This is a genomic window from Flagellimonas allohymeniacidonis, assembly GCF_004296335.1.
In the GTDB taxonomy this organism is placed as follows: domain Bacteria; phylum Bacteroidota; class Bacteroidia; order Flavobacteriales; family Flavobacteriaceae; genus Flagellimonas; species Flagellimonas allohymeniacidonis.
In genome coordinates, this window is record NZ_SGIU01000002.1 from 1,161,030 (window position 1) to 1,185,142 (window position 24,113).

Here is a 24,113-nt window from a genome sequence, read left to right on the forward strand (position 1 = left end):
ATAGTTTTAGGTATTGAGAAAAAGAGGATTGACCTCCTTGTCAATGTATACAATAATAGAGTTCTTAATTGAAAATCCCATACTTTTTATTGCGTCGCCATATCTTTCTAGTTGCGCTTTATGTTTGGGGTCGACCTTTCCTGTTTTAAAATCGATTAAGGTCGCCTCATTTTTCTGTATGGCTATCCGGTCCGGGCGCAATGGGCTTCCGCCTTGTGTCAAAATCTCCCGTTCATTATATATGGTATAGGAAGAGGTAAAGTACTCCTTTAATAAAGGATGATGCACCGTATTATGAACCAAGTTACTTATCATTTTTCCCTCTTCACCTTGTATTTGCCCAGTTGATTTGAGCTCGTCCAAAACCGATGGCTCATCCTCTAGGTAAATGATTTTTCCCAGAGCAAAGTGGACCAAATTGCCTATTTCGATTGCCTTCTCCGCATCGGTACCCCATAACTGTCCGGAAGTTGTTGAGATTTTATGTCCAGTTTCACCCATAGAGCGCGTGATATAGGAAATATGGTTGTCTTCCGAAATTTCCTCCTTAGGATTTGCACTGTGCAAAAGTTTACCAAAACTATATTGGCGTTGGGTTTCGGTTAAAACACCTTCGGAATTTAGATGGTATAGAAAAAGATCTGAATAGGTTGTTGCCTTTTGAATATCTGAAATGGGAGGGTTCCATTCCGTAATAACAAAAAGCCCCAGCTCAGCACGGGTAAGAGCAACATAAAGAACATTTAGGGCATCCATTTGGGTCTTGTTTTGCTCTTCCAAATAGGCCAATTCAGAATTTGTATTATACGAAAGCATTTCCTGGGAAGTATTCAATAAAAACTCGCCTTCGCTCCAAGAGCTTATGTGGTCATCCGAAACCACCCAGGACTTTTTCTTTTTTCGTTTATCATCCAGAGCAGCGTTCGCGTATGGAAAAATCACAAAAGGAAACTCCAGCCCCTTTGCCTTGTGAATTGTCATAATTTTGATAGCATTTTCCCCTTCAGGAGCTGCTAATGAGAGACTCCCTTTTTTATCTTCCCAATATTCCAAGAAGGCTAGTATTCCAGGCCCCTCTTTTTTTTCTATCTCCAACACGAAATCCATGAAAAAAGTCAAGTAAGCTTCCGCGCCTTGCGCCAATTGGAAGGTATCAATTGCATTTTCAAGAATTTGATAAACTGAAATTCGTTTGAGGCTTTCCAAATCAAGTTCAAAGCGCTCCAACAAGAAAGCAGGAAGCTTTTCAAGATGAATGGAGACAAAGTCATGCAATTGCGGGTTCTCATCAGCCAAAAAACTTAAAACTTCAAAAGCCGCGGTTTTATCATCTGTATTATTGAGCAAGCGAAGAAGGGCTGCCAAAAAGTGTATGGTCGGATTGTTGGCCAACAACAAGGAATCGGGTGATATCACGGGTATCTTGTTTCGAGAAAGATAATCGGCCAAGATGCCACCTTTTTTATTTTCTCTCACCAATATGCACATATCAGAAAACTGATAGTTTTTGGACAATACTTCCTGAATTGTTCGCAGTACCTCTATGCAAAATTCATCGTCACCTGGGGTCGTCGTTTTTTCAATGAATGAAAGCTGAACATAACCCCCCAAATTTGGATTGAATTTTTGTTGACTGTCCTGCAAAAAGAGATTTCTGTATACTTCGTCACCCAAAACCGGGGCAACGGAAGAAAAAAAGGCGTTGTTAAAAGCAATTATCTCTGATGCGCTTCTCCAATTGGTGTCAAGGGTTTTGATGTTGGGTTGAATGTTAAAAGGATTGGTTTTAAGCCCCAATAGATTCAAAAACTGCTCTGCCCTTCCCCCTCGCCAGCGGTATATGGCCTGTTTTACATCGCCTACTAAAAATAAGGAACCACGGCCGCTTTGTTCGTTTTCACTTTCCAGCGCGTTTGAAATAAGGGGAATAAGATTTTCCCATTGTAGTTGGGAAGTATCTTGAAATTCATCTATGAAATAATGTCTGTATTTCTCCCCCAATCTCTCATAAATAAAAGGCACAGGCTGCCCTTTGATTTCCTTTGAAATGAGTTCGTTAAGTGCCGATATGGGAATAAGGTCCTGCTCGTTTTCAATTTCTTTGAGTTCTTTTGAAATCTCATTGAGTAGGGTCATAGGTACCACGTTGCCATAAATATTTCGAAGGTAAGCCCTTTGATAAAGGGACTTCTTGATGGCCCTGTACTCTTGGAGCAAGTATTCGGAAAGCAAAGCTGTGTCTCGCGTGTCGCTCGCCTTTAGGATGTTTCCGTCTAAAAGATTCTTTTCCAATTGATTGTTGTACAAAGACTTCACAGATTGCTCCCCATCCCTAATTTTCTTAAAATGATTGGGAAGGGTTTGTCTTGGAAATTCTTCAAACTGAAAGCCATCATCTAGGATTTTGGCCAAAACCGATTCGGCTTTTTCTTTCGTCTGTTGCGCCTGTTGTTGTATTTGGTCAAGAAGGGAATTTTTTAGGAGGTCAAAGTCGGCTATGGATTTGTTTTTAAGCTTCTCTAGATGGACAGAATGATTTTCTTGGAAGAGTAGTTTTCCCATTTCGACCAGATCGTAGGCAATGTTCCAACTTTTGTTATCATCCACCTTTTCATACGAGAAGGCAAGTAAGGTTTTGGTCAGGGCCTTATCGCTTCCCGCTCTGTCCAATAAACGGTCCACAGCCTTTTCCAAAAGAGAATCCGTATCCAATTCTACTTCGAAATTTTGGGAGAGCTGAAGGTCGCGAGCGAACGTTTTTAATATTCTATGGTTAAACTTGTCAATAGTGGAAACATCAAAAAAAGAATAGTTATGCAAAAGGTGCTTTAACAAGACTTTGCTCCGGTTATGTAGTTCATTGGGGGATAGCCCAGTTTCTTCGCAGAGTTCCTGAAATAGGCTATTCGAACTATCGAGGATATCTTTTTTTGAAAAATGATGGAGACTGTCCAAAATTCGGGATTTCATCTCTCCCACTGCCTTATTGGTAAAAGTGAGGGCCAATATCTGCCTGAACCTGCCCAGGGCATCCCCTTTGAACAACAACCTGAGGTAGTTTTTGGTCAGGGTATAGGTCTTTCCAGAACCGGCAGAAGCACTATAAATGGTAAAAACGGAATCCACCAAGAATATTTTTTTTGCAAATTACATATTACCGTATTGAACTTAACGTGAAGGTGCCAATAAATACATCCTAAAGCCTTATTTTTACAGAAGCGATTAATAATAACATAAAAACAAAATAATTATGGCTTTTGAATTACCTAAGTTACCGTATGCCTACGATGCCCTGGAGCCACATATTGATGCAAGAACAATGGAAATCCATCATACAAAACATCATAATGGGTATACAACGAAACTCAATGGAGCTATCGCAGGAACCGATTTGGAAGGCAAGGATATAGAGGAAATCCTCACAGGCTTGGACATGACCAATATGGCAGTTCGAAACAATGGTGGAGGTTTTTATAACCATGCTCTTTTTTGGGAGATAATGTCACCAAATGGTGGTGGAGAACCAAGCGGGGATTTGGCCAGTGCCATTAATGATGCCTTTGGCTCTTTTGATGCGTTTAAAGAAAAGTTCAGCGCTGCTGCAGGTACGCGATTTGGATCAGGATGGGCATGGCTTTGCGTCCATAAAGGAGGAAAGTTGGAAATCTGTTCCACCCCAAATCAAGATTGTCCCATTATGCCCGAAGTGGGATGCGGAGGGTACCCAATTATGGGATTGGATGTGTGGGAACACGCATATTACCTAAATTATCAGAATAGAAGACCGGATTATGTTGCGGCCTTTTTTAACGTAATCAATTGGAACAAAGTAGCTGAGAATTACGCAGCTAATAAATAGAATTCTTTTTTAGGATTTATCGGCCCGGGACCTTAAAGTCCCGGGCTTTTTTGTGGTAGAATCTTTACAAATAGAAAAGGGCGGGGAAGCCCCCACCCTTTTCGTCCCAAATCTTACCATAAACTTAACCTACTTATGCTATGGCAAAACTAAATTACTGGTATTGTGAGAAATAACAAAGGTTTTTGAGGAAATTTTTGATTCTTGAATCAAGAAGAGGGAGAAAAAAATGGATAAATACTTGGTGTTCAAACAAAAAGAAGGCGGAGCACGCTCCGCCTTCTACCCCAAATCTTACCATGAACTTAACCTACTTATGCTATGGTTCTCCAAATGTAGTGTAGCGGCCCTCGCATGAAAAAGCTTTTAGACGAAACCCCAGTAATTTGGTTGAATTGCGAACTCTGTTGGTAGTTGGCACTTTGGTTGAAGAAAAAGATTACGGGAAAGGATGAAGGGACTACCTAAAATAAAAAAGGTGGAATAGCTTCCACCTTTTTTGCCCCAAATCTTACCATGAACTTAACCTACTTATGCTATGGCAACACTAAAGTAGGTTTGACATTTACCTATCTGCCATAAACCCGATAAAATACGCGTTTCATCGACGAAATGCACACATTAACTTAATGTTAAATAGGGGATTTTAATAGGCTCTTTGGTTTTTCCCTTCATAAAAGTTGATAAACGCCCGATTTACGACCCGGTTTCCTCCCGGGGTGGGATAATCACCTGTAAAGTACCAGTCCCCCAAGTTTTTGGGACAGGCGTTGTGAAGGTTTTCGATGGTCTGGTATATGATCTGTACCTCGGCCTTAATCCCGTTAGGGCTCAAAATCTCCCCTATTTTATTTGAAATTTCATCCGGTGTAAATGGTGCATAGAATTCCTTTACATGGTTAATGACCTCAGAATCCCTGTCATTTGCTTGATCTAAGCATTTCTGATAGATTTGTTGGATGGTATCTTCGGTTCCTCTTTCTTTATGAAGCTCATATGCCGCCCTAAAAGCCACAAAGTCCTCCAATTTGGCCATGTCAATACCGTAGCAATCAGGATACCGTATCTGGGGTGCCGAAGAAACCACAATGATTTTTTTAGGGGAGAGCCTATCCAGAATTTTGAGAATACTTTTCTTCAGGGTTGTTCCCCTAACAATGCTATCATCAATTATGACCAGATTATCACTCTTTTCTACTGAACCATATGAAATGTCATAGACGTGGGTGACCAAATCATCTCGACTACTGTCCTGGGTAATAAAGGTTCTGAGCTTGGCATCTTTTATAGCTACCTTTTCAATTCTTGGCCTCACATCCAAAATTTCATGCAATTTTTCCCGGGTAATATCGGGTCCCATGGCAATGATCTGTTCCTCCTTTTTATTGTTCAGATAGTTCTGTGCCTCTTTCACCATTCCCAAAAAGGAAGTCTCAGCGGTATTTGGAATATAGGAGAATACCGTATTCAACAGGTCATTGTCTATTGATTTCAATATTTGTGGAAAAACCAGTTTGCCTAACATCTTACGCTCTTGGTATATTTCCTTGTCGCTTCCTCTTGAAAAATAGATGCGTTCAAAGGAACATGCTTTTCTTTCAGTAGGCTTTAGGATTTCTTCAAGATGTACTTTTCCATTTTTCTTGATGATGATGGCATTTCCTGGATCTAATTCCTTTACCTCATCATAATCAACATTGAACACGGTTTGGATGGCAGGACGTTCTGAAGCGACCACAACCACTTCTTCATCCTTATAAAAATATGTGGGACGAATGCCAGCGGGATCCCTAAAGACAAAAGCATCACCATGGCCCAGCAATCCGGCCATTGCGTAACCCCCATCCCAATTCTTAGATGATTTTCGAAGAATTTTGGCAACATTCAAGCGTTTGGCAATTTGGGGTGAGGCCTCCCGTTTGCTGTACCCTTCTTTCTTAATTTCCTTGTATATTTTGGCCACGGCGTCATCCAGGAAGTGCCCTATTTTTTCCATCACCGTTATGGTATCGGCCATTTCCTTTGGGTGCTGGCCCAATTCCACCAGATTACTAAACAACTCTGTAACATTGGTCATATTGAAGTTGCCCGCAACAATCAGGTTTCGGTGCATCCAGTTGTTTTGTCTTAGAAAGGGATGCACATTCTCTATACTGTTTTTGCCAAAGGTTCCATAGCGCACATGTCCCAACAACAATTCACCTATATAAGGAATCTCCTTTTTTTGCATCTGAACATCATGCTCCATTTCAGGTCGTTCCGTGAGGGAATTGTTGATGCGGTGGTTGATTTGATCAAAAATATCTTGAATGGGTTGTTGTTGCACCGACCGTACCCGGCTCATGTAACGTTCGCCAGGAGACATGTCCAGTTTAATGCTGGCAAAGCCAGCACCATCTTGGCCTCGATTGTGCTGCTTTTCCATCATCAGGTACATTTTGTTTACACCGTAAAAGGCCGTACCATACTTTTCCTTGTAGTATTCCAGTGGTTTAAGCAAACGGATCAGGGATATTCCGCATTCGTGCTTAATCGCATCACTCATAATAAACCAAAAATAAAAATGCCCCGAAATTTTTCAGGGCAGCACTTATGTTAACTCTATATTGAATTGTGTCAATTCCTTAAACTGTCGCAAGCGTTGATTGACCTCCTGCTTTTTGAGGTCCAGCATTCGCTCGGTTCCAAAGCGCTCCACACAAAAAGAGGCTAAATTGGAGCCTTGTATAATTCCATTCTTCAAACTTTCGAAGGAGACATTCCTCGCTTCCGTGATGTAACCGGCAAATCCACCTGCAAAAGTATCACCGGCACCTGTAGGATCAAAAACCTCTTCTAAAGGAAGGGCTGGGGCAAAGAACACATTTTCTTCATGAAATAAAAGTGCGCCATGCTCCCCCTTTTTAATAACAACATATTTTGGACCCATCTCTTGAATCTTGGCAGCCGCTTTCACCAAAGAATACTCTTCGGTCAATTGTCGTGCCTCTTCGTCATTGATGGTTATCACATCTATCCGTGAAATAATCTGCATCAATTCATCCCAAGTATTGTTCATCCAAAAATTCATGGTGTCCAAAATGGTAAGCTTGGGTCGAACTTTCATTTGATCCATTACACTCAATTGAATGTTGGGGTGTAAGTTGCCCAACATGACCACATCGGCATCCTTAAAATTTTCGGGGACTATGGGATTGAACTCACCCAAAGTGTTCAATTCGGTAATTAAGGTATCTCTAGAATTGAGGTCATTGTGGTACTTCCCTTTCCAATAGAAGGTTTTTCCACCTTTGATCACTTCAACACCTGAAATATCAACACCTCTTTCCGATAGTAAATCGAGATAATCTTTAGGCAAATCTTCTCCAACAACAGAAACAATTCCCAATTCGACCTTGAACTGGCTAGCTGCGAGACCAATGAAGGTCGCAGCACCTCCAAGTATTTTTCCGGTCTTCCCAAAAGGAGTTTCAATTTCATCGAAGGCTATACTGCCGACAATCAATAATTTGCCCATTCGCAAAATTTTGGTGCAAATATACGGTTACATATCTCATTTGAAGCATGGAAACGTTTAATTGAAAAAAAGGCTGTTCCAGAAGCATATAATCTTCTATTTTCTTCCAAAATCTGCAGGAATTTCTCCCCATGCCTTTGTTTCCCATTTCACTAAGGTGGTTGCGTATGCATTTTTTCTCAACCATTCCTCCGCTCTTTCTATTAAAAGGAACAGTTCTTTGTTTTTTGCAGTCCTTTTAAGTTTCGTGCCACACTTCTTCTTCTTCACCCAGCCCATGGCAATTTTGGAGTCTGAATATAAAATACGACCGCTCTTTTTCTTTTTTAAGAAGGCAAGGCCGTGAACAATGGCCAAAAACTCTCCCACATTGTTGGTTCCCTGCTCAAAAGGACCTTGTTTGAACAATACTTTTTTCGTTTTGGTATCCACCCCTTGGTACTCCATCTTTCCTGGATTTCCACTTGAGGCGGCATCAACAGAAATGGAACGATAATTCGGTTCACCGATACGTTTGAGTTCTTCCTTGGAAAGCTTTGGTTTCGTTTTGGTCTTGCCCTTATAATCTTCGTATTTGCCACGAAACGCCTTTTTAGCTTCAGAAAATTGGGAAAAAGCCTTGTATTGGGCTCCTTTGAAGCCGGCAATCTGTGATTTGCAATCCGCCCAAGATTCATAGATACCAGGCTTTTTACCCTTCCAAACCACATAAAACTTCTTATTGGCTGCCATTTTGCTGTTTTAGGACATGTTCAATTACTTTGGGGTAATGCTCATATTCAAGCAGATGTACCTTTTGGGCAATTTCATGTACATCATCTGCTGGTAGAAGCGTTGTTTTGGATTGATGGATGATGGCTCCCTCATCATAGTTTTCATTCACATAGTGGATGGTAATACCGCTTTCCACCTCTTGATTTTCCTTTACGGCCTTGTGGACATTTGAACCATACATTCCTTTTCCACCATACTTGGGCAACAAGGCGGGATGTATGTTAATGATTTGATTAGGGAAAGATTTTATAAAAAACTCGGGGATTTTCCATAAAAACCCAGCCAATACAACCAAGTCGGGGCTCAATGCCCGAATTAATTTGATGGCGCCTTCCTCACTGCAGAAAGCAGTTTTATTAAAATAAAAGGCTGGAATGCCGAGCCTATCGGCGCGTTCCAATACTTTAGCCGACTTTTTGTTGGAGAGAACTGCAACTACTTTGGCAAAATCGCCCTTTGAGAAAAAATGGTAAATATTCTCTGCATTTGAGCCACTACCAGATGCCAAGACGACAATTCGTTTCATGCTTAAATGGCGTTGATACCACATTTAAATTTGCAAAGCTAAAGTAATGCACTCATTTGTAAGATGCTCGATTTGGTCACATTTTATCGACAAATAGTGTATTTAATCCAAAGTTTTATATTTTTGCCAACGATTAAATTTTTAAAACCAATATAATTATGTCAGACATTGCATCAAGAGTAAAGGCTATCATCGTTGATAAACTGGGTGTTGATGAAAATGAAGTTGTACCCGAGGCAAGTTTCACCAACGATTTGGGGGCAGATTCCTTGGACACTGTTGAGCTTATCATGGAGTTTGAAAAAGAGTTTGATATTCAAATCCCTGACGACCAGGCAGAAAATATTGCTACTGTAGGTCAAGCCATTAGCTACATAGAAGAAGCTAAGTAATTTTATGATATATATCTAAAGCATGCAAATTATCCATGTGATGATGATCACATGGATATTTTTTTTATAATTTAGGTTGATAAGGGTAAAAAAATAGTTCAATGCAGTTAAAGCGTGTAGTAGTTACCGGAATGGGTGCGTTAACACCCATTGGTAACAATTTGAAGGCTTATTGGGAAGGACTAAAGAACGGCGTAAGTGGTTCGGCACCCATTACATACTTCGATACAGAAAAGTTTAAGACCAAGTTTGCTTGTGAGCTGAAAGGATATAATCCACAGGATCATTTCGATAGAAAAGAGGCTAGAAAGTTGGACCGTTTTGCCCAATATGCCTTGGTTTCCTCTGATGAGGCCATTGCCGATTCAGGTATTGACCTTGAACAGATTGATAAGTTCAGGGTTGGTGTTGTTTGGGGAGCTGGTATTGGAGGTTTAGAAACTTTTCAAAACGAGGTCATTGGATTTGCCAATGGTGATGGAACGCCACGGTTCAATCCTTTCTTCATTCCAAAGATGATTGCCGATATAGCTCCGGGCAATATTTCCATAAAGCATGGATTTATGGGTCCAAACTATACCACGGTATCAGCATGCGCCTCTTCGGCCAATGCACTTATTGATGCGTTGAATTATATTCGATTGGGCCATTGCGATGTTATTGTCACAGGAGGAAGTGAGGCGGCAGTTACCATAGCAGGTATGGGAGGGTTCAATGCCATGCACGCCCTATCCACAAGAAATGAAAGCCCTGAGACCGCTTCTCGACCTTTTGATGCAACCAGGGATGGTTTTGTTTTGGGTGAAGGAGCAGGAGCTCTTATTCTTGAAGAATATGAACATGCCAAAGCTAGGGGGGCCAAGATTTACGCTGAGGTTCTTGGCGGCGGTCTTTCAAGTGACGCACATCACATGACAGCTCCACATCCTGAAGGGATTGGGGTAGTACGTGTTATGGAAAATTGCTTGCAAAATGCTGGTTTAAAACCTGAAGACGTGGATGCCATCAATACGCATGGCACCTCTACACCTTTGGGCGATGTAGCAGAATTAAAGGCAATTTCCAAGGTATTTGGAGCACATGCCCCAAACATTAATATCAATTCAACCAAGTCTATGACCGGTCATTTATTGGGTGCCGCTGGCGCAATTGAAGCCATTGCATCCATATTGGCCATGGAGCACAATACCGTACCTCCTACCATAAATCATAGCGTGGTTGATGAAGGAATAGATGCTTCCCTTAATTTAACGCTGAACAAGGCACAAGAACGTGAAGTAAATGTTGCGATGAGCAATACCTTTGGATTTGGTGGCCATAATGCGTGTGTCTTATTCAAGAAAATAGGGTAGAAAAATACCATGAGATTTTCGTCAAAAATATTTAATTCCCATCCGAAATCGGATGGGGATTTTTTTTTGGCGATAAAAAAAATACTGGGCTTTAGGCCTAAGAACCTTGCCATATATAAAAAGGCCTTTTTGCATCGTTCCATTAATCAGAAAGATAAGGATGGAAACCCAATGAACTATGAAAGACTGGAGTTTTTGGGAGATGCGATGTTGGGAACTATTATTTCCAAGCACCTGTACAACGAAGTGCCGGAAGGGGATGAGGGTTATCTTACCAAAATGCGCTCTAAAGTGGTGAGCCGAAAGCACTTGAACGAATTGGGAAAAGATTTGGGGCTTTTAGAGCATGTGGAAAGCCGAATTCCTAAATCGCACTTTGGTGAAAACATCCATGGAAATGTGTTCGAGGCATTGGTAGGCGCCATTTATCTGGATAGGGGATATTCCTTTTGCGAGAAATTTATCAATGATAGGGTCATCGAACCTTATGTAGATATAGAGCAGCTGGAAGGAAAGGTCATTAGCTACAAAAGTTTGGTCATTGAATGGTGTCAAAAGCAAAAAAAATCCTTTGACTATGAAGTCTATGAGGATACGGGCAATGATGAACTCAAACATTTTGCCGTGAAATTGACCATAGGCAATAAGGTGTTGGGGAAAGCAAGGGCTACCTCGAAAAAGAAGGCGGAAGAAAAGGCCTCAAAAAGAGCATACTTTGCTCTACAAAGCCGAATTGAGAGTTCTTAGCATAAAAAAAAGTCTACGCAAACGTTTTCGTAAAGTTTTAAAGTTCAATGTTTTGCCCCAAACTAGGCTGGGAATTGTAATAGGAGTATATTTACCGTTCGTGTCGAGGCCATGCAGACCACCCATAAAATAGGAGCAGAATTTTACGAGGAGGACTATCATCTCATAGCTATTCACAGTGATTTGGAAAACTTCGCTATGACATACGCCCTTAATTTTTATTGTGGATTGAAGTTAAGGCGAACAGAGGAAGACCTTACTTTGGAAAAAGACCTTGCTTTTCCAATCTTTGAATGGAACGATGAGCTCAGCGAAACCCAATGGACCCTTTTTTGTAATAGAAGTGAGGAAGAAGTACGCATGGATTTTGGAGGCCTGTTTGAGGAAAATATCTCCTTGCAAAAGAACTTCCTTTTAAAGGAGCAAAAAGAGGTGGATTATTTTTTGAAAATGGATTCTGACCATACTACGGGTATAAATGAGCTGGCCAAGAAGGTCAATCAAATACCAAGAGTTGTGACTGCTTATTCAATTGACACGGAGACTTTAAAATCAAAAAGCAATTTAATCTTTTAAAGATGCCAACAAGAAAGAAGACCAAAATCGTAGCCACATTGGGTCCAGCCACTAGCAAGAAGGAGGTTCTGACCGAAATGATGAAAGCGGGAGTGGATGTTTTTCGAATAAACTTTTCACATGCTTCCCACGGTGATGTTGCGGAACGGATTAAAATGATTAGGGAACTAAATGAGGAATTGGAGCTAAATACTTCCATTTTGGCTGACTTACAAGGACCAAAACTTAGGGTTGGGGTCATGGGTGGAGAAGCTGTGGTGGCCCCAGGTGATGAAATTACTTTTGCAACCGGTAAACCCTTCGAGGGAAGTGCCCAAAGGGTCTACATGAATTATGAAAGTTTCCCTAGGGATGTAAAGCCAGGGGAACGTATTCTACTTGATGATGGGAAATTAATCTTTGAAGCCAAATCCACCAACGGGAAGGATGAGGTGAAGGCTGTTGTTTTGCAAGGAGGACCCCTAAAATCAAAGAAGGGGGTGAATCTTCCCAATACAGCTATCTCCTTGCCCGCACTTACCGAAAAAGATATTGTTGACGCCAAATTCGCCATTTCCCAAGAAGTGGATTGGATTGCCCTTTCTTTCGTTAGGCACAGCCAAGACCTGTTGGATCTTCAAAATTTGGTCAATGAGCATTCCGAACATAAAATTCCGATTATTGCAAAAATTGAGAAACCCGAGGCTGTCGACAACATCGATAAGATTGTTGCCTATTGCGATGGTCTCATGGTCGCTCGGGGGGATCTCGGTGTAGAAGTTCCGGCACACGAGGTGCCTTTGATTCAGAAAAAGCTGGTATTGAGGGCCAAAAAAGCGAGAATTCCGGTAATCATTGCCACTCAAATGATGGAAACCATGATCACCAGTCTTACTCCAACACGGGCCGAGGTGAATGATGTAGCCAACTCCGTCATGGATGGGGCCGATGCTGTGATGTTATCCGGTGAAACTTCCGTAGGAAATTATCCGGTTCAGGTTATTGAAAAAATGACCAGCATTTTGCTAAGTGTTGAAGGGTCCAGTTTAATTACCGTACCTCAAACACCACCCCATATTCGTACTAAAAGGTACATTACCAAATCGGTTTGTTATCATGCTGCACTAATGGCCAATGAAATTCAGGCCAAGGCCATATCAACATTGACAAATAGTGGATACACTGCTTTTCAGATATCGGCTTGGAGGCCCGGCGCCCATATTTTGGTATTTACCTCCAACCGGAGGATTCTCACTCAGCTCAACCTTTTATGGGGGGTGAAAGCATTTTACTATGACAAGTATGTTTCAACGGACGAAACCATTGAAGACGTAAACCAGATTGCCTGTAAAAAAGGGTTTTTAGATGTGGGTGATATGCTGATAAGCTTAGCCGCTATGCCTATTAAGGATAAGGGTATGGTAAATACACTTCGTGTAACCGAAATCGAGACCTGCAGTTTTTAGTGGAAGCAAGACCTAATTAGGCCACTTCTTTTTCAAAGGCAATAAAGTTGACGACTTTTCCCCGTGTGTCAAAAACAGGTGCACCCTGAATCCAACAATTATAGGTAGAACCATCTTTTCTATAGTTGGTAATAGTGGCTTCAAAAGGCTCTAAGTTTCGGACGGCTTTTGAAATGTTCCGAGCTGTTTCCATGGACGTTTTTTCGCCTTGGAACATCTTGGGCTTTTTGCCCAAAATTTCTTCGGGTCTGTACCCGTTCATGGAATAAATATTTTGCGAGGCGTAAACGATGTTCAACTGCGGGTCAGTGACCACTACAACATGTTCTTTTCCTAGAATTTCATTCTTAAAGGGTAATTCTTTTTCCCATTTTTCCTTCTTCGCCAAATCACTGAGATTGGAAATATCCTGAAGACTTTGGCAAACCTTATCAAAGTGTTGGGAATAAATATCTAGAGAGCTTAGTGGGTAGCTATTGATTTCTTGATTGCGATAGAACTTGCTTATCGCTTCATCATAATATCTTATCTTTTCCATGCTCAATACTATAAAGAAATTCAGTCCTCAGAAAAAATGTGAGAGACATTAACAGTATTGTTTAACAAATTCAGCAAAACTGCTTCGATAGTCCTATGTAAGTATCAACAAGAAAATGGGACAAATACCCATAAAATGGAGGTTTAAAGTGGAACCTGTGAATAGGGAAACAACATGAAATACGAATATAACGACGCCAAATTGGGAGCAATAATCGGGTTTACCGATGACGTAAAAAATAACCTCAACCGCTTTTCAGATACCTCCAAAACCATCAAATTTCTATGGAATAGAAACCAGGAACCGGTGAATCTTTTGATAGATGATATGCCAATTCAACTTGCTCCTGGTCAGTTGATGACTGTAACCTACCTACATCATGTTTCTTTTGATATGTTGAAACAGCCGTTGACGAGTATTTTGTTCAATAGAGAGTTTTATTGCATTTCGGACCATGACAGCGAGGTATCGTGCAATGGGATTTTGTTTTTTGGAACCCAAGAAATACCCATAGTCACTATTCCTGAAGAACAACGGCGCAAATTCGATTTGTGGTTCGATGTATTTCAAGAAGAATTCAGTACTCCAGACAACATTCAGGGAGATATGCTACAAATGCTATTGAAGCGATTGATTATTATGTGTACAAGATTGGCAAAGGAGCAACATATTGTAAAGTCGCTGAACAACGAACAAATTGATATTATTAGAAAGTTTAGTTTTCTGGTGGACTTAAACTATAAGACCAAACGAAAAGTCAGCGATTATGCGGACATGCTCTTTAAATCCCCAAAGACGCTTTCCAATCTATTTTCCATTTATAACCAGAAACCTCCTCAGCAAATTATTTTGGAGCGTATTACTTTAGAGGCGAAACGTCTTATGCTTTTTACCGACAAGCAAAATCAGGAAATAGCTTATGACCTGGGGTTCAACGACCCAGCACATTTTAGTCGTTTTTTCAAGAAAATGACACAAATGACTCCCTCGGAATACCGAGAAAATAAGACAAATGCCGCATAAGGGAAATATGGACAAGCGTTCGGGAAATCCCTTCTAACACCTACCTTCTTTTTCGCCACATCTTTGCCTCGTAATTAAAAGAAAGGTAAAAGATGAAATCATTAGAAAAATCCGTCTTCAATCTCATCGAGATATTTCGGACTTCCAAAAAACCCGAAATCCAAATCATTTCTAAAAAAGCACATTGCGAGCAAAAGCAAATTCACGATTTCTATTGTGATGCTGAAAAGCCTTTTGTAACCAATATATAATCTGAATTAATAAAATAAATCATTACAACTATGAGCACATTTAATGTACCTAAAAGAGAAGAAGTTAGCGCAAACAATCAAGCTATTTTCGACAATTTGGAAAAAGCCGTTGGCTTTGTTCCCAATCTATTCGCCACCTATGCCCATTCTGAAAATGCTTTAGGCAATTATTTGAATTTATCAAATGCCAAAACATCGCTGAAAACAAAGGAAAAAGAAGTAGTAAACTTGGCGGTAAGTGAAGTGAACAACTGTATTTACTGTCTTTCAGCCCACACGGCAATCGCCAAAATGAACGGATTTACCGATGCACAAATCCTGGAGCTAAGAGCTGGGCAAGCCTCTTTCGACAATAAGTTGGATGCTTTGGCAAGATTGGCCAGAAACATTACCGAGAACAGAGGTGCTACCGATGCTACTGTGGTAGAGAATTTTTTCCAAGCCGGATGGACCAAGGAAAATCTAATCGACACCATTGTTTTGGTGGGTGACAAGACTATCTCCAATTATATCAATAACACAACAGAAATTCCAGTAGACTTTCCAGTGGCACAACCCTTGGAAGCTGCTACGGTTTAATTCATAAAACCTCTAAATCATATAAAAATGAAAAATGTAATTGCAATTTTAGTATTCGCTTTTGGAGCCATTTTCTTTGGAAATGCCCAGGATACTATGAAAGATAAGGACGTTCAGACCATTTCTTTGGAACAGACTCCAGGAGAGTTTACCCAAAAACATATCACCGTTTCAGAAGGAACTTACATATTTGATATTGCCAACAATGGAGTTGGTCATGATGTGGGGTTCGTTTTGGTAAAGAAGGGACAGGACATTAGCAAGGCTGAGAATCATATTCAGACTGCCTATGTGACCCAACCTGTTAAAACAGGTGCTTCGCAGACTTCAAAGCCCACAACTTTGGAAAAAGGAGAGTACGTATATTTTTGTCCTCTTAACCCAACAGCAACAGACAACACTTTAGTAGTGAAGTAATCGAAGTTGTTTTAGATGAAAAACCTCCCAAAAGGGAGGTTTTTTTGTTTAGGATTTTATCTCTGCGTTTCCAAAAAGCTTAGGAGCGAGGCTTTTGGCCATATATATGGGCCAAGCATTTTGGAACAAATGACTTTCAGTAATAGCACTGTCGTACAACAGGTATAGCCCTCCTGATATTTTTTCAATTTCTGCTTTTGAACCATTTACAATGTTATTATCGACCACTTCTCCCAAAAAAAGAAGAAGTTCCTTCTTTTGCTTTTGTATGGTAGAGAAAATCCGCTTCTGTTTCGGGGATAGCTCGCCAAGGGTCCGAAGCGCCCAACAACCATAAAAATCACCTTCTCTAAACAAATCGGAGAGGTAATCGAAAATGGCCAACATTTGATTTTTCCCCATCTTCCTTCGGTCCACGTATCCTCGAAGAGTATCCAAAAAAGTATCATGTCGATTGTTCAAATAAGCAATGCAGATGTCTTCCTTGGATTTAAAATGACTGTACAAGGTTGCCTTGGCGATACCACATTTGCTAATGATCTCATTAATGCCAGTAGAAGCATAACCATTGGTGTAGAAAAGTTTACCAGCGGTATTGATGATTCTTTGGTGGGTGGTTGGCTGCTCCATGATATAAAGATAAGAAAAGACCGGTCAGTCTACGCGGTTATAGAAATATGGCAAAAACCATGGCCTGTGATGTAAAACCTGATCTCAAATACGCTAGGGAAATTTTAATCAATTTTTAGTGTTTTGAATGGTAATTTCCATTGTTTTCGGCAGTAATTTTGCAATTCAAAAAATGCTGTGATACTAGATTTAATAATGGCCATGCTATGGAGTCTGTCTCCTTTTGGTGAAGCTAAGTTGGGAATACCCTACGGCATCATGAAAGGGCTCAATAGTTATTTGGTCTTTATTGTTTGTTTTTTGGCCAATATCATGGTCTTTCCATTGATGATGTTCTTTCTGGAGCACATCAACCGCTATCTCACCAAATGGCGATTTTACAAAAAATCTGCGGTGTATGTGGCCCGAAGGGCAAAAACCGGGTCTGGGGGTAAGATTGAAAAATTTGGCTTTTTGGGTTTGGTCCTTTTTGTGATGGTCCCATTGCCGGGAACAGGTGTTTATGCTGGTAGCATTGCCTCCTATCTTTTTAAGATTGAAAGAAAGCAGGCTTTTTTTGCCAATGCCATAGGTATTTTCTTCTCCTCACTAGTAGTTTGGCTGATTACTGTGTTCTCCACCAACGGAGTTTAACAACTTGGGCTTAGAAATCAAACCGAAGTTGCACGGAAATCTCCTCTTTGGGCTCAACCTCTTTTTTCTTCTCTGTATTCAAATTGGCCAATGAAATGCCGAGTAGCCGAACAGAATCCTTAAGTGCAGATTGATAGAGTAATTCTTTGGCGGTTTCCAGGATGAGCTCCTTTTTTGAAATGAAATAAGGAAGAGTCTTACTGCGGGTTTGCAAGGTAAAATCACTGTATTTTATCTTTAAGGTGATGGTCTTTCCTGAAATTTTCGATTTAAGTAGCCGTCTCTCCAATTCGACTGCAATATTTTCAAGTTTTTCGAGCATAAAGATTTCGCTGCTCAAGTTTTCTGAAAAGGTACGTTCCGCTCCGACCGATTTTGGAATGCGATGCGGCTTCACTTCACTGGTATGGACACCCCTTACAACATGGTAGTAGTATCTTCCACTTTTTCCGAAATGTTGATCAAGGAATTCCATTGATTTTTCCTTTAAATCCTTTCCCGTAAAAATGCCCAGTTTATACATTTTCTCCGCAGTGACCTTGCCCACGCCATAAAACTTTCTTATGTCCAAATCCTCTAAAAAGGAAATGACCTCTTCCGGATTGATTGTTTTCTGACCATTCGGCTTGTTGATGTCACTGGCCACCTTGGCGATGAACTTGTTAATGGATATTCCGGCTGATGCGGTTAAGCCCGTACGGTCTAAAATTTTTGCCCTAATTTCCTTTGCGATAAGGGTAGCCGATGGGTTCCCTTTTTTATTTTCGGTTACATCCAAGTAGGCCTCATCCAAAGACAGGGGCTCAACCAGATCGGTATACTCAAAAAAAATGGCTCTAATCTGTTGTGACACTTCCTTGTATCGGTCAAAACGGGGTTTTACGAAGATCAATTCAGGGCAATTGCGCTTGGCAATGTATCCAGCCATAGCGCTTCGTACTCCGAATTTTCTGGCTTCGTAACTGGCTGCGGAAACTACACCTCGCTTTGAACCGCCTCCAACGGCTACAGGTTTCCCCTTTAGTTCAGGATGGTCATGTTGCTCCACGGAGGCATAGAAAGCATCCATATCCACGTGAATGATTTTTCGTAAAGGAAAATCGAAATCCATACCCAAATTTATAGCTATATTTAAAAGGATGGAACACCTAGAGATTGAACGCAAATTTTTGGTCAAATCGGAAGCTTATAAAAATGAAGCCATAACCAAAACCCGAATTGTCCAGGGATTTCTGAATACAGACCCGAAACGAACTGTTCGGGTTCGAATACATGGAGAAAAGGGTTCTGTGACTGTAAAGGGAGAAAGCAATGAATCTGGTACAACACGGTTTGAATGGGAAACAGGGATTGGTTTGCATGAGGCAACCAATTTGATAGATTTATGTGAGGGATTCATTCTAGAGAAAATTCGGTATGAAATCCCTTTTGAAGGACACCTTTTTGAGGTGGATGAGTTTCTAGCGGAGAACAAAGGCTTGATTGTAGCCGAAATTGAGCTGAAACATGAAGATGAGGTGTTTAAAAAACCTGATTGGTTAGGCGACGAGGTAACAGGAGAGGTTCAGTATTACAACGCACAATTAACCAAAAAACCATATAAGCAATGGCAATAGCAAATCGAGCTTTCGTCGTATTATGCTTCTTATTTTTCTCATGTCAACAGCAAAAACAAGCTGAGACTACTAAGCCCGTAGAGAACGAAAATTCAGTTGAGAAAAGCATTGCACAAGTTAAAGCTGAATTGGGCAAAAAGGGCTATCAGACTTTTGATTTTGTCGATGAAGAAACCAAGGATACAATTCTGATGCAACAGTACTTTATGGCCTTTCTTAAAAATGGTCCTAATAGAGAACAGTCCAAAGCAGAATTGGATAGTCTGCAAGTGATGCACCTAACACATTTGAAGCGAATGTACGACGAAGGCTTCGCAGACATTTCAGGCCCTTTTGGCGACAATGGCGATATAAGGGGAATTACCATTTACAAGGTAGCAACCTTACAGGAGGCGGATAGTTTGGCGAACTTAGACCCCATGGTCAAGGCGGGCAGATTGGTCATTGAAGTGCATCCTTGGTGGGCTGCCAAAGGGTTTCCACTTAGATGAGAATATTACCCTAAATATGCTTCGTTGCCGCACTCTTCATATCAGGACCTGAGATTTTATGCAGTACTCTTTTTTGAAAAGTCGTTGTGATGGGATAAATCAATCCTAACCCTACTAAAGCACTCCCAAAGCCCAATACGTTATATACGGATACGAACAAAGTGCCCGTATTGAGCACACCCAATATCAAGATGGTCGATAACGGGAAGGAAAGCGCCAAAACAGTCAGGGCAAAATCACTATTGAAGGTTCTTTTGGCGCTCTGGTTGTCTATTTCAAGAGATTCCACAGATGAAATATGCGCATAAGGCCAAAAACTGCAAGAGCTGAGGGCAAAAGCTAACAAAAGCAATATTTCACCTGAAACTGTCAGTCCTGTCAGTGAAACTACAAGGGCACATAGCAACACCACAGCCCCGGCCCGTAAGGTGAGTAATGAAAAGACCTGGAAAAACTGTTTTCTTCTTATTTTAAGACCCAGGCCGATAAAAAGCAACACCAAAGGCGTCATAATAAGACTGAGTTTATGAAGCACGTTGTTTAAAAATAAAGGCAGGGAATCCATGGTGATTCCAAAAGCCAGTAGAAGCAATGCAGCCCCGATAAACAGATTGACGGGTTCTGAAATAAGCACTTTAAGAAGCGAGATCAAATTATGGTTTCCCTTTCTTTTGGTAAATGTGGAATTTTGGAAATGCCAGTTCATCGCCACCAGATAGAGAAAAATCAATACAAACACTTTGTTGCCCAAATCGGCCATGGCAACTTTGGCCAAAGCAGTGTCGCCCAAAAATTCCAATACGAAAGGAAAGCAGGACAGTCCAGGTGCCAAGGAGGGGATCAAAAGACGCGCTGTTTTATGCTCAGGGGAATTTTTGGCAATTCCTACCAAAGGAAGGAGGAGAGGTGCCAATAAAAACAAAAAAAGATTCAGTCCCAGAGCCATAACAGGCAGAAACAAAAGATTCCATTCAATTTTAATGCCCAAAAGGGCGATAAAAATTGTGGCAGGCAGTGCCAAATTAAGAATGATTTTCTTTATGCCATTAAGTTCGTCCTTCGATGTGAACTTCGCCTTGAGCAAAACGCCAATTAGAATGAAGCACAAAAAGACGATGGTTTTCTGAAGACCAGAATCCATGGGCGGTTTAGATTAAGACCTTGGCGGTGGCGTCAGCGAATAGTTTCATTTCCTCCATGGTTCCCATACTTACTCGGCACCAGTTTTTATCCATAAACTGAAAGGCTCTAACGCCGACTTTTAAATGGGTCATCTTTTGTAAGAACTCTTTCCCCTCCATTTCAATAGGAAAAATGACAAAACTGGTTTCGGAAGGAACATATTCGAAGCCCATGCTTTCAAGACTGTTGTAGACAAACTTTTTGCATTCAGCGTTCAGCACTCTTGATTTATCTAAAAATTCGACGTCATCCATTGCGGCCATTGCCGCAAAGACTGAAGGATAGGTAATACCCATACCTCCACGGGTTATTTTTTTAAGCTTACCCAAGGTTTCTTCTTGTCCGACAATATAGCCCACTCGAAGCCCTGCCATACCATGTATTTTGGAAAAAGTTCGCGCAATAATTACGTTTTTGCCTTCACTGATAAGTGAAACCATGCTCTTTTTTAGGCCTTCTCCCATGAATGCCAAATAGGCTTCATCAATAAATACTGGAACCTTTTCAGAGACACGGGAACAGAAATCCAGAAGCTCTTTATGATCGGTTATCGTTCCAGTGGGATTATTGGGATTGCAAATGTAAACGAGTTTGGTGTTGGCGTCCACTGCGGCTTCCATGGCTTTGAGATCATGCGACCAATCTTTCTTCAAAGGCACTGGTTTCCAGGTTGCTCCTACAGATTCGGCAACACGAATGAGTGACATATAGGCCGGATCGGCTGATACCACATTCCCGCCGTTCATAAATAATACCATGGCTGTTTTTTCCAAAAGATCGGAAGAACCGGGGCCCATCATGATATTTTTATCTTGAACCCCTTCAAATTCTGCAATTTTGTTTACCAACTGAAAGAGTTCTTTCCAGGCATAGCGATTTCCTTTGGGAGCCGCCGCGGTAAAAGCTTCAAGTGCTTTTGGAGAAGGACCATAAGGGTTTTCATTGGCATTCAGCTTTGCAGAGAGGATGGGAAATTCCCTTAAGTCGTCAAGAAGATATTCCTTAAAAAATGGGCTGTACATAGCGTTGCCTTGCGCATCCAATTGCAATGGCGCCTTCCAGTTTTCTGCAAAGCCCAAATAGGGTGTGCTTAGAATTCCACCTGCGGTGAGCATACTTGTTTTTAACCAGTCTCTTCGGTTCAATTGTCTTTTGGCCATGGGTAGCAGTTTTTTGAGTTAGCAATCACCTCTAAATTAAGAGGTTAAGAAAAACAATCCAATGGAAAACAAATAAAAATGAAAGGGTCAAAATGGGAATTCCCTAAAAATAAGGCCCAAAAAAAAGGTTTAATGAAAGTTTAAACAAAGCATAGGGTGCCAGAATCAGAGGGGGCAAATGTCCATTCTAGAGCTTTTGCTTTATTGGAATCCAAATTTCTTCTTCAGAAGTTGGGTCATTATTACGGTAGTTTTGACCCAAAACCTCAAAATGCGGCCGGTTATCCAGCACATATCTTGACTTGGGCACCCATTCTCCATAGATGTATTGAAATATGCTTTTGTCGGAGCTTAGTCCTTTGTAATGGAAAACAGCATAATTACCGGGCACAACAATATGGGTTTCCATTCCTTTTGGGATTTGTTCAAAATCATCAACTTCTACAGCTGCCCATTTGACAAAAGAAGTTTCGGGATTGAAATGGTCAAAATAGTCTGGGTCATACTCCTGAAGGGAGATAAAATCATTGTTTGCCCTAGTATTGATTTCACTAACCCTGGGCATAAAAGTTTTCCATAATTCTTGTGTGCGATTATGCACTATGCTCATGGAAAGGTTGATTCCCAAAAGTTTCTTTTCCTCAGAACGTTTGATTTCAGGATGCAAAATGGATGACTAAAGTGAACTTTTAAACTGTTTCAAAAAACGGAGGTCGTTTTCGCTTAACAAGCGAATGTCTGGAATTTGGTGCAATAACAGTGCAATACGGTCTATACCCATTCCAAAGGCAAATCCCGAATACACTTCCGGGTCAATGCCGCAATTTTGTAATACATTGGGGTCTACCATGCCACAACCCATAATTTCAAGCCAGCCTGTGCCCTTTGTCATTCGGTAATCGGTTTCTGTTTCCAGGCCCCAATAGACATCAACTTCGGCACTCGGTTCTGTAAACGGGAAATAGGAAGGTCTCAATCGAATTTTTGATTTTCCGAACATTTCAGTTGTGAAATATTGCAAGGTCTGCTTCAAATCGGCAAAAGAGACATTCTTATCTACATAAAGGCCTTCCACTTGATGGAAAAAGCAATGGGAGCGTGCTGAAATGGCCTCATTTCGATAAACTCTTCCCGGTGAAATTGTGCGAATAGGAGGTTGATTGTTCTCCATATACCGTACTTGAACTGAAGACGTGTGGGTCCTTAGCAAAATATCGGGGTCCGTTTGAATGAAGAACGTATCCTGCATGTCCCTCGCCGGGTGATATTCTGGCAAGTTTAGTGCAGTAAAATTATGCCAATCGTCTTCTATTTCCGGACCCTCGGAAACATTGAACCCGATACGTGAAAATATGTCGATGATTCGATTTTTCACTATGGAAATAGGGTGTCTTGAACCAATTTCAATAGGTTCGCCGGGCCGCGTAAGATCTCCGTATTCGCCTTGGGTTTCTGCTTGGTTTTCCAGAGCTTCCTTTAAGGTGTTTACCTTCTCGGTCGCTGAGGTCTTCAGTTGATTGATGACTTGACCAAACTCCTTTTTCTGACCGTTTGGAACATTCTTGAATTCAGCAAAAAAGGAATTCAAAAGCCCTTTTTTTCCCAAATACTTGATTCGGAATGCTTCAATATCCTCTTTTGAGGTTGAGGAAAACTTTTTAACCTCTTCTAAATGTTCCTTGATGGTATCAATCATTGGCAGATTGCTTTGCAGCAGACAAAGTTAGCAAATTGTCTCTGAAAATATAGCCTATCAGACCATGAACAGCCACACCTCCAAAAAAATGCCATAACCAATGGGTGCCCATTGGAAAAATCTCTTGTGTTAAATCGATACTTCTGAAGTATACGGCCAAGCCAAAAATCAGAAATACCATTAGGATACTTTGGTAATTTGAGAATTTGGTTTTGACCAAATACAGCATTATGGGCAATAATACGGTTGTAGCTGTTACAATGTATCCTATGGAAATCTTCATGGATTCGGGCATTGGTGACATACGTACCACAAATGAAAGTCCAAGTATGACTATCACGAACAAAATGCGCTGCCACCACTTTGCAACAATTTTAAAGACAAAGTAAATCACCAATGCGCCACAAAGCAGCATAATCGGGACCCAATCCAAAAGCAACCAAAATTCATGGCTTCTTGTTGCGTGATAGATGGTACCTCCCACATAACTTATGGCGATAACGGGGATTACCCAAGTAAGAAAAAGATGTTGTTTTGGATTTTTAAAGATGCGATATCCCCAGTAAATCACAATGAAAAGGAAAACAAGATTGCTAAAGGTGTTATAGGGTTCGGCAATCAGTCCTCCAGCAAGAGTCTCCCTATAAATAGGGCCAGAATCATTGGGAAAATTACTTGTTAACGAGATGAAAAGATAAGATGCCAACAG

Annotated in this window: 26 protein-coding genes; 13 read left to right on the forward strand and 13 right to left on the reverse strand. The window is 40.9% G+C overall.

What is annotated here, in order from left to right; translation table 11 throughout:
- Positions 1–6: 6 nt before the first annotated feature.
- Positions 7–3,126: a UvrD-helicase domain-containing protein gene (locus EW142_RS13650; RefSeq protein ID WP_130614735.1), complete on the reverse strand. Its 3,120-nt coding sequence runs from the start codon at positions 3,124–3,126 to the stop codon at positions 7–9.
- A gap of 124 nt (positions 3,127–3,250) precedes the next feature.
- On the opposite strand from EW142_RS13650, the gene EW142_RS13655 reads away from it, so the two are divergent.
- Positions 3,251–3,859, forward strand: a complete 609-nt coding sequence (locus EW142_RS13655) for a superoxide dismutase (protein WP_130614737.1) — start codon at positions 3,251–3,253, stop codon at positions 3,857–3,859.
- Positions 3,860–4,505: 646 nt separating this feature from the next.
- Here the strand turns inward: EW142_RS13655 and EW142_RS13660 are convergent.
- The 4 genes from EW142_RS13660 to purN all read right to left on the reverse strand — a co-directional run bounded on the left by EW142_RS13660 (position 4,506) and on the right by purN (position 8,676).
- On the reverse strand, positions 4,506–6,404 hold the full coding sequence (locus EW142_RS13660; RefSeq protein ID WP_130614739.1) for an amidophosphoribosyltransferase: 1,899 nt from the start codon (positions 6,402–6,404) through the stop codon (positions 4,506–4,508).
- A 45-nt stretch (positions 6,405–6,449) separates the two neighbouring features.
- Positions 6,450–7,376 carry a PfkB family carbohydrate kinase gene (locus EW142_RS13665; RefSeq protein ID WP_130614741.1) on the reverse strand — a complete coding sequence of 309 codons (927 nt, stop codon included), beginning with the start codon at positions 7,374–7,376 and terminating at the stop codon, positions 6,450–6,452.
- A 96-nt stretch (positions 7,377–7,472) separates the two neighbouring features.
- On the reverse strand, positions 7,473–8,108 hold the full coding sequence (locus EW142_RS13670) for a ribonuclease H1 domain-containing protein (protein WP_130614743.1): 636 nt from the start codon (positions 8,106–8,108) through the stop codon (positions 7,473–7,475).
- Entirely contained in the window at positions 8,095–8,676 is a 582-nt protein-coding gene (gene purN / locus EW142_RS13675) for a phosphoribosylglycinamide formyltransferase (protein WP_130614745.1), read from the reverse strand. The genes EW142_RS13670 and purN overlap by 14 nt, the downstream gene beginning before the upstream one ends.
- Before the next feature lie 158 nt (positions 8,677–8,834).
- On the opposite strand from purN, the gene EW142_RS13680 reads away from it, so the two are divergent.
- The 5 genes from EW142_RS13680 to pyk all read left to right on the forward strand — a co-directional run bounded on the left by EW142_RS13680 (position 8,835) and on the right by pyk (position 13,188).
- Positions 8,835–9,068, forward strand: a complete 234-nt coding sequence (locus EW142_RS13680) for an acyl carrier protein (RefSeq protein ID WP_010519573.1) — start codon at positions 8,835–8,837, stop codon at positions 9,066–9,068.
- A 101-nt stretch (positions 9,069–9,169) separates the two neighbouring features.
- Positions 9,170–10,420, forward strand: a complete 1,251-nt coding sequence (gene fabF, locus EW142_RS13685) for a beta-ketoacyl-ACP synthase II (protein ID WP_130614747.1) — start codon at positions 9,170–9,172, stop codon at positions 10,418–10,420.
- A 9-nt stretch (positions 10,421–10,429) separates the two neighbouring features.
- Positions 10,430–11,167: a ribonuclease III gene (gene rnc, locus EW142_RS13690; RefSeq protein ID WP_130614749.1), complete on the forward strand. Its 738-nt coding sequence runs from the start codon at positions 10,430–10,432 to the stop codon at positions 11,165–11,167.
- Between the two features lie 111 nt (positions 11,168–11,278).
- Positions 11,279–11,743, forward strand: coding sequence for an IPExxxVDY family protein (locus EW142_RS13695; protein ID WP_130614751.1), 465 nt, complete (start codon positions 11,279–11,281; stop codon positions 11,741–11,743).
- 2 nt (positions 11,744–11,745) lie between these two features.
- Positions 11,746–13,188 (forward strand): pyruvate kinase, encoded by a 1,443-nt coding sequence (gene pyk / locus EW142_RS13700; RefSeq protein WP_130614752.1) that lies wholly within the window; start codon positions 11,746–11,748, stop codon positions 13,186–13,188.
- 16 nt (positions 13,189–13,204) lie between these two features.
- On the opposite strand, the gene EW142_RS13705 is transcribed toward pyk, so the two are convergent.
- On the reverse strand, positions 13,205–13,726 hold the full coding sequence (locus EW142_RS13705; protein WP_130614754.1) for a PAS domain-containing protein: 522 nt from the start codon (positions 13,724–13,726) through the stop codon (positions 13,205–13,207).
- A 174-nt stretch (positions 13,727–13,900) separates the two neighbouring features.
- On the opposite strand from EW142_RS13705, the gene EW142_RS13710 reads away from it, so the two are divergent.
- From EW142_RS13710 to EW142_RS13720, 4 genes are all read left to right on the forward strand, one after another.
- Positions 13,901–14,749, forward strand: a complete 849-nt coding sequence (locus EW142_RS13710; RefSeq protein WP_130614756.1) for a helix-turn-helix domain-containing protein — start codon at positions 13,901–13,903, stop codon at positions 14,747–14,749.
- A gap of 92 nt (positions 14,750–14,841) precedes the next feature.
- The gene (locus EW142_RS16815; RefSeq protein WP_205783281.1) at positions 14,842–15,000 is read left to right on the forward strand and encodes a hypothetical protein; all 159 of its coding nucleotides are present in this window, start codon (positions 14,842–14,844) and stop codon (positions 14,998–15,000) included.
- Positions 15,001–15,030: 30 nt separating this feature from the next.
- Positions 15,031–15,579: a carboxymuconolactone decarboxylase family protein gene (locus EW142_RS13715; protein ID WP_130614758.1), complete on the forward strand. Its 549-nt coding sequence runs from the start codon at positions 15,031–15,033 to the stop codon at positions 15,577–15,579.
- A gap of 27 nt (positions 15,580–15,606) precedes the next feature.
- Positions 15,607–15,996: a plastocyanin/azurin family copper-binding protein gene (locus tag EW142_RS13720; protein WP_130614760.1), complete on the forward strand. Its 390-nt coding sequence runs from the start codon at positions 15,607–15,609 to the stop codon at positions 15,994–15,996.
- A 48-nt stretch (positions 15,997–16,044) separates the two neighbouring features.
- Here EW142_RS13720 and EW142_RS13725 read toward each other — a convergent pair whose 3' ends face one another.
- Positions 16,045–16,626, reverse strand: a complete 582-nt coding sequence (locus EW142_RS13725; protein WP_130614762.1) for a TetR/AcrR family transcriptional regulator — start codon at positions 16,624–16,626, stop codon at positions 16,045–16,047.
- Positions 16,627–16,827: 201 nt separating this feature from the next.
- Here EW142_RS13725 and EW142_RS13730 point away from each other — a divergent pair, with 201 nt between their 5' ends.
- A complete protein-coding gene (locus EW142_RS13730) occupies positions 16,828–17,259 on the forward strand; it encodes a COG2426 family protein (protein ID WP_417935793.1) in 432 nt (143 codons plus the stop codon).
- Between the two features lie 10 nt (positions 17,260–17,269).
- Here EW142_RS13730 and dinB read toward each other — a convergent pair whose 3' ends face one another.
- Positions 17,270–18,370: a DNA polymerase IV gene (gene dinB / locus EW142_RS13735; RefSeq protein WP_130614766.1), complete on the reverse strand. Its 1,101-nt coding sequence runs from the start codon at positions 18,368–18,370 to the stop codon at positions 17,270–17,272.
- 28 nt (positions 18,371–18,398) lie between these two features.
- Here dinB and EW142_RS13740 point away from each other — a divergent pair, with 28 nt between their 5' ends.
- Positions 18,399–18,875 (forward strand): CYTH domain-containing protein, encoded by a 477-nt coding sequence (locus EW142_RS13740; protein WP_130614768.1) that lies wholly within the window; start codon positions 18,399–18,401, stop codon positions 18,873–18,875.
- Positions 18,866–19,366 (forward strand): YciI family protein, encoded by a 501-nt coding sequence (locus tag EW142_RS13745; RefSeq protein ID WP_130614770.1) that lies wholly within the window; start codon positions 18,866–18,868, stop codon positions 19,364–19,366. Before EW142_RS13740 ends, EW142_RS13745 begins: the two co-directional genes overlap by 10 nt.
- Before the next feature lie 10 nt (positions 19,367–19,376).
- Here the strand turns inward: EW142_RS13745 and EW142_RS13750 are convergent, their stop codons facing one another.
- From EW142_RS13750 to EW142_RS13770, 5 genes are all read right to left on the reverse strand, one after another.
- Positions 19,377–20,507, reverse strand: a complete 1,131-nt coding sequence (locus EW142_RS13750) for an AEC family transporter (protein WP_130614772.1) — start codon at positions 20,505–20,507, stop codon at positions 19,377–19,379.
- Between the two features lie 7 nt (positions 20,508–20,514).
- The gene (locus EW142_RS13755; protein ID WP_130614773.1) at positions 20,515–21,708 is read right to left on the reverse strand and encodes a pyridoxal phosphate-dependent aminotransferase; all 1,194 of its coding nucleotides are present in this window, start codon (positions 21,706–21,708) and stop codon (positions 20,515–20,517) included.
- Between the two features lie 187 nt (positions 21,709–21,895).
- Positions 21,896–22,375, reverse strand: a complete 480-nt coding sequence (locus EW142_RS13760) for a GyrI-like domain-containing protein (protein WP_130614775.1) — start codon at positions 22,373–22,375, stop codon at positions 21,896–21,898.
- Positions 22,376–22,384: 9 nt separating this feature from the next.
- A complete protein-coding gene (gene pheS / locus EW142_RS13765; RefSeq protein ID WP_130614777.1) occupies positions 22,385–23,404 on the reverse strand; it encodes a phenylalanine--tRNA ligase subunit alpha in 1,020 nt (339 codons plus the stop codon).
- Positions 23,397–24,110 (reverse strand): ceramidase, encoded by a 714-nt coding sequence (locus EW142_RS13770; protein ID WP_240740219.1) that lies wholly within the window; start codon positions 24,108–24,110, stop codon positions 23,397–23,399. Before EW142_RS13770 ends, pheS begins: the two co-directional genes overlap by 8 nt.
- Positions 24,111–24,113 lie beyond the last annotated feature (3 nt).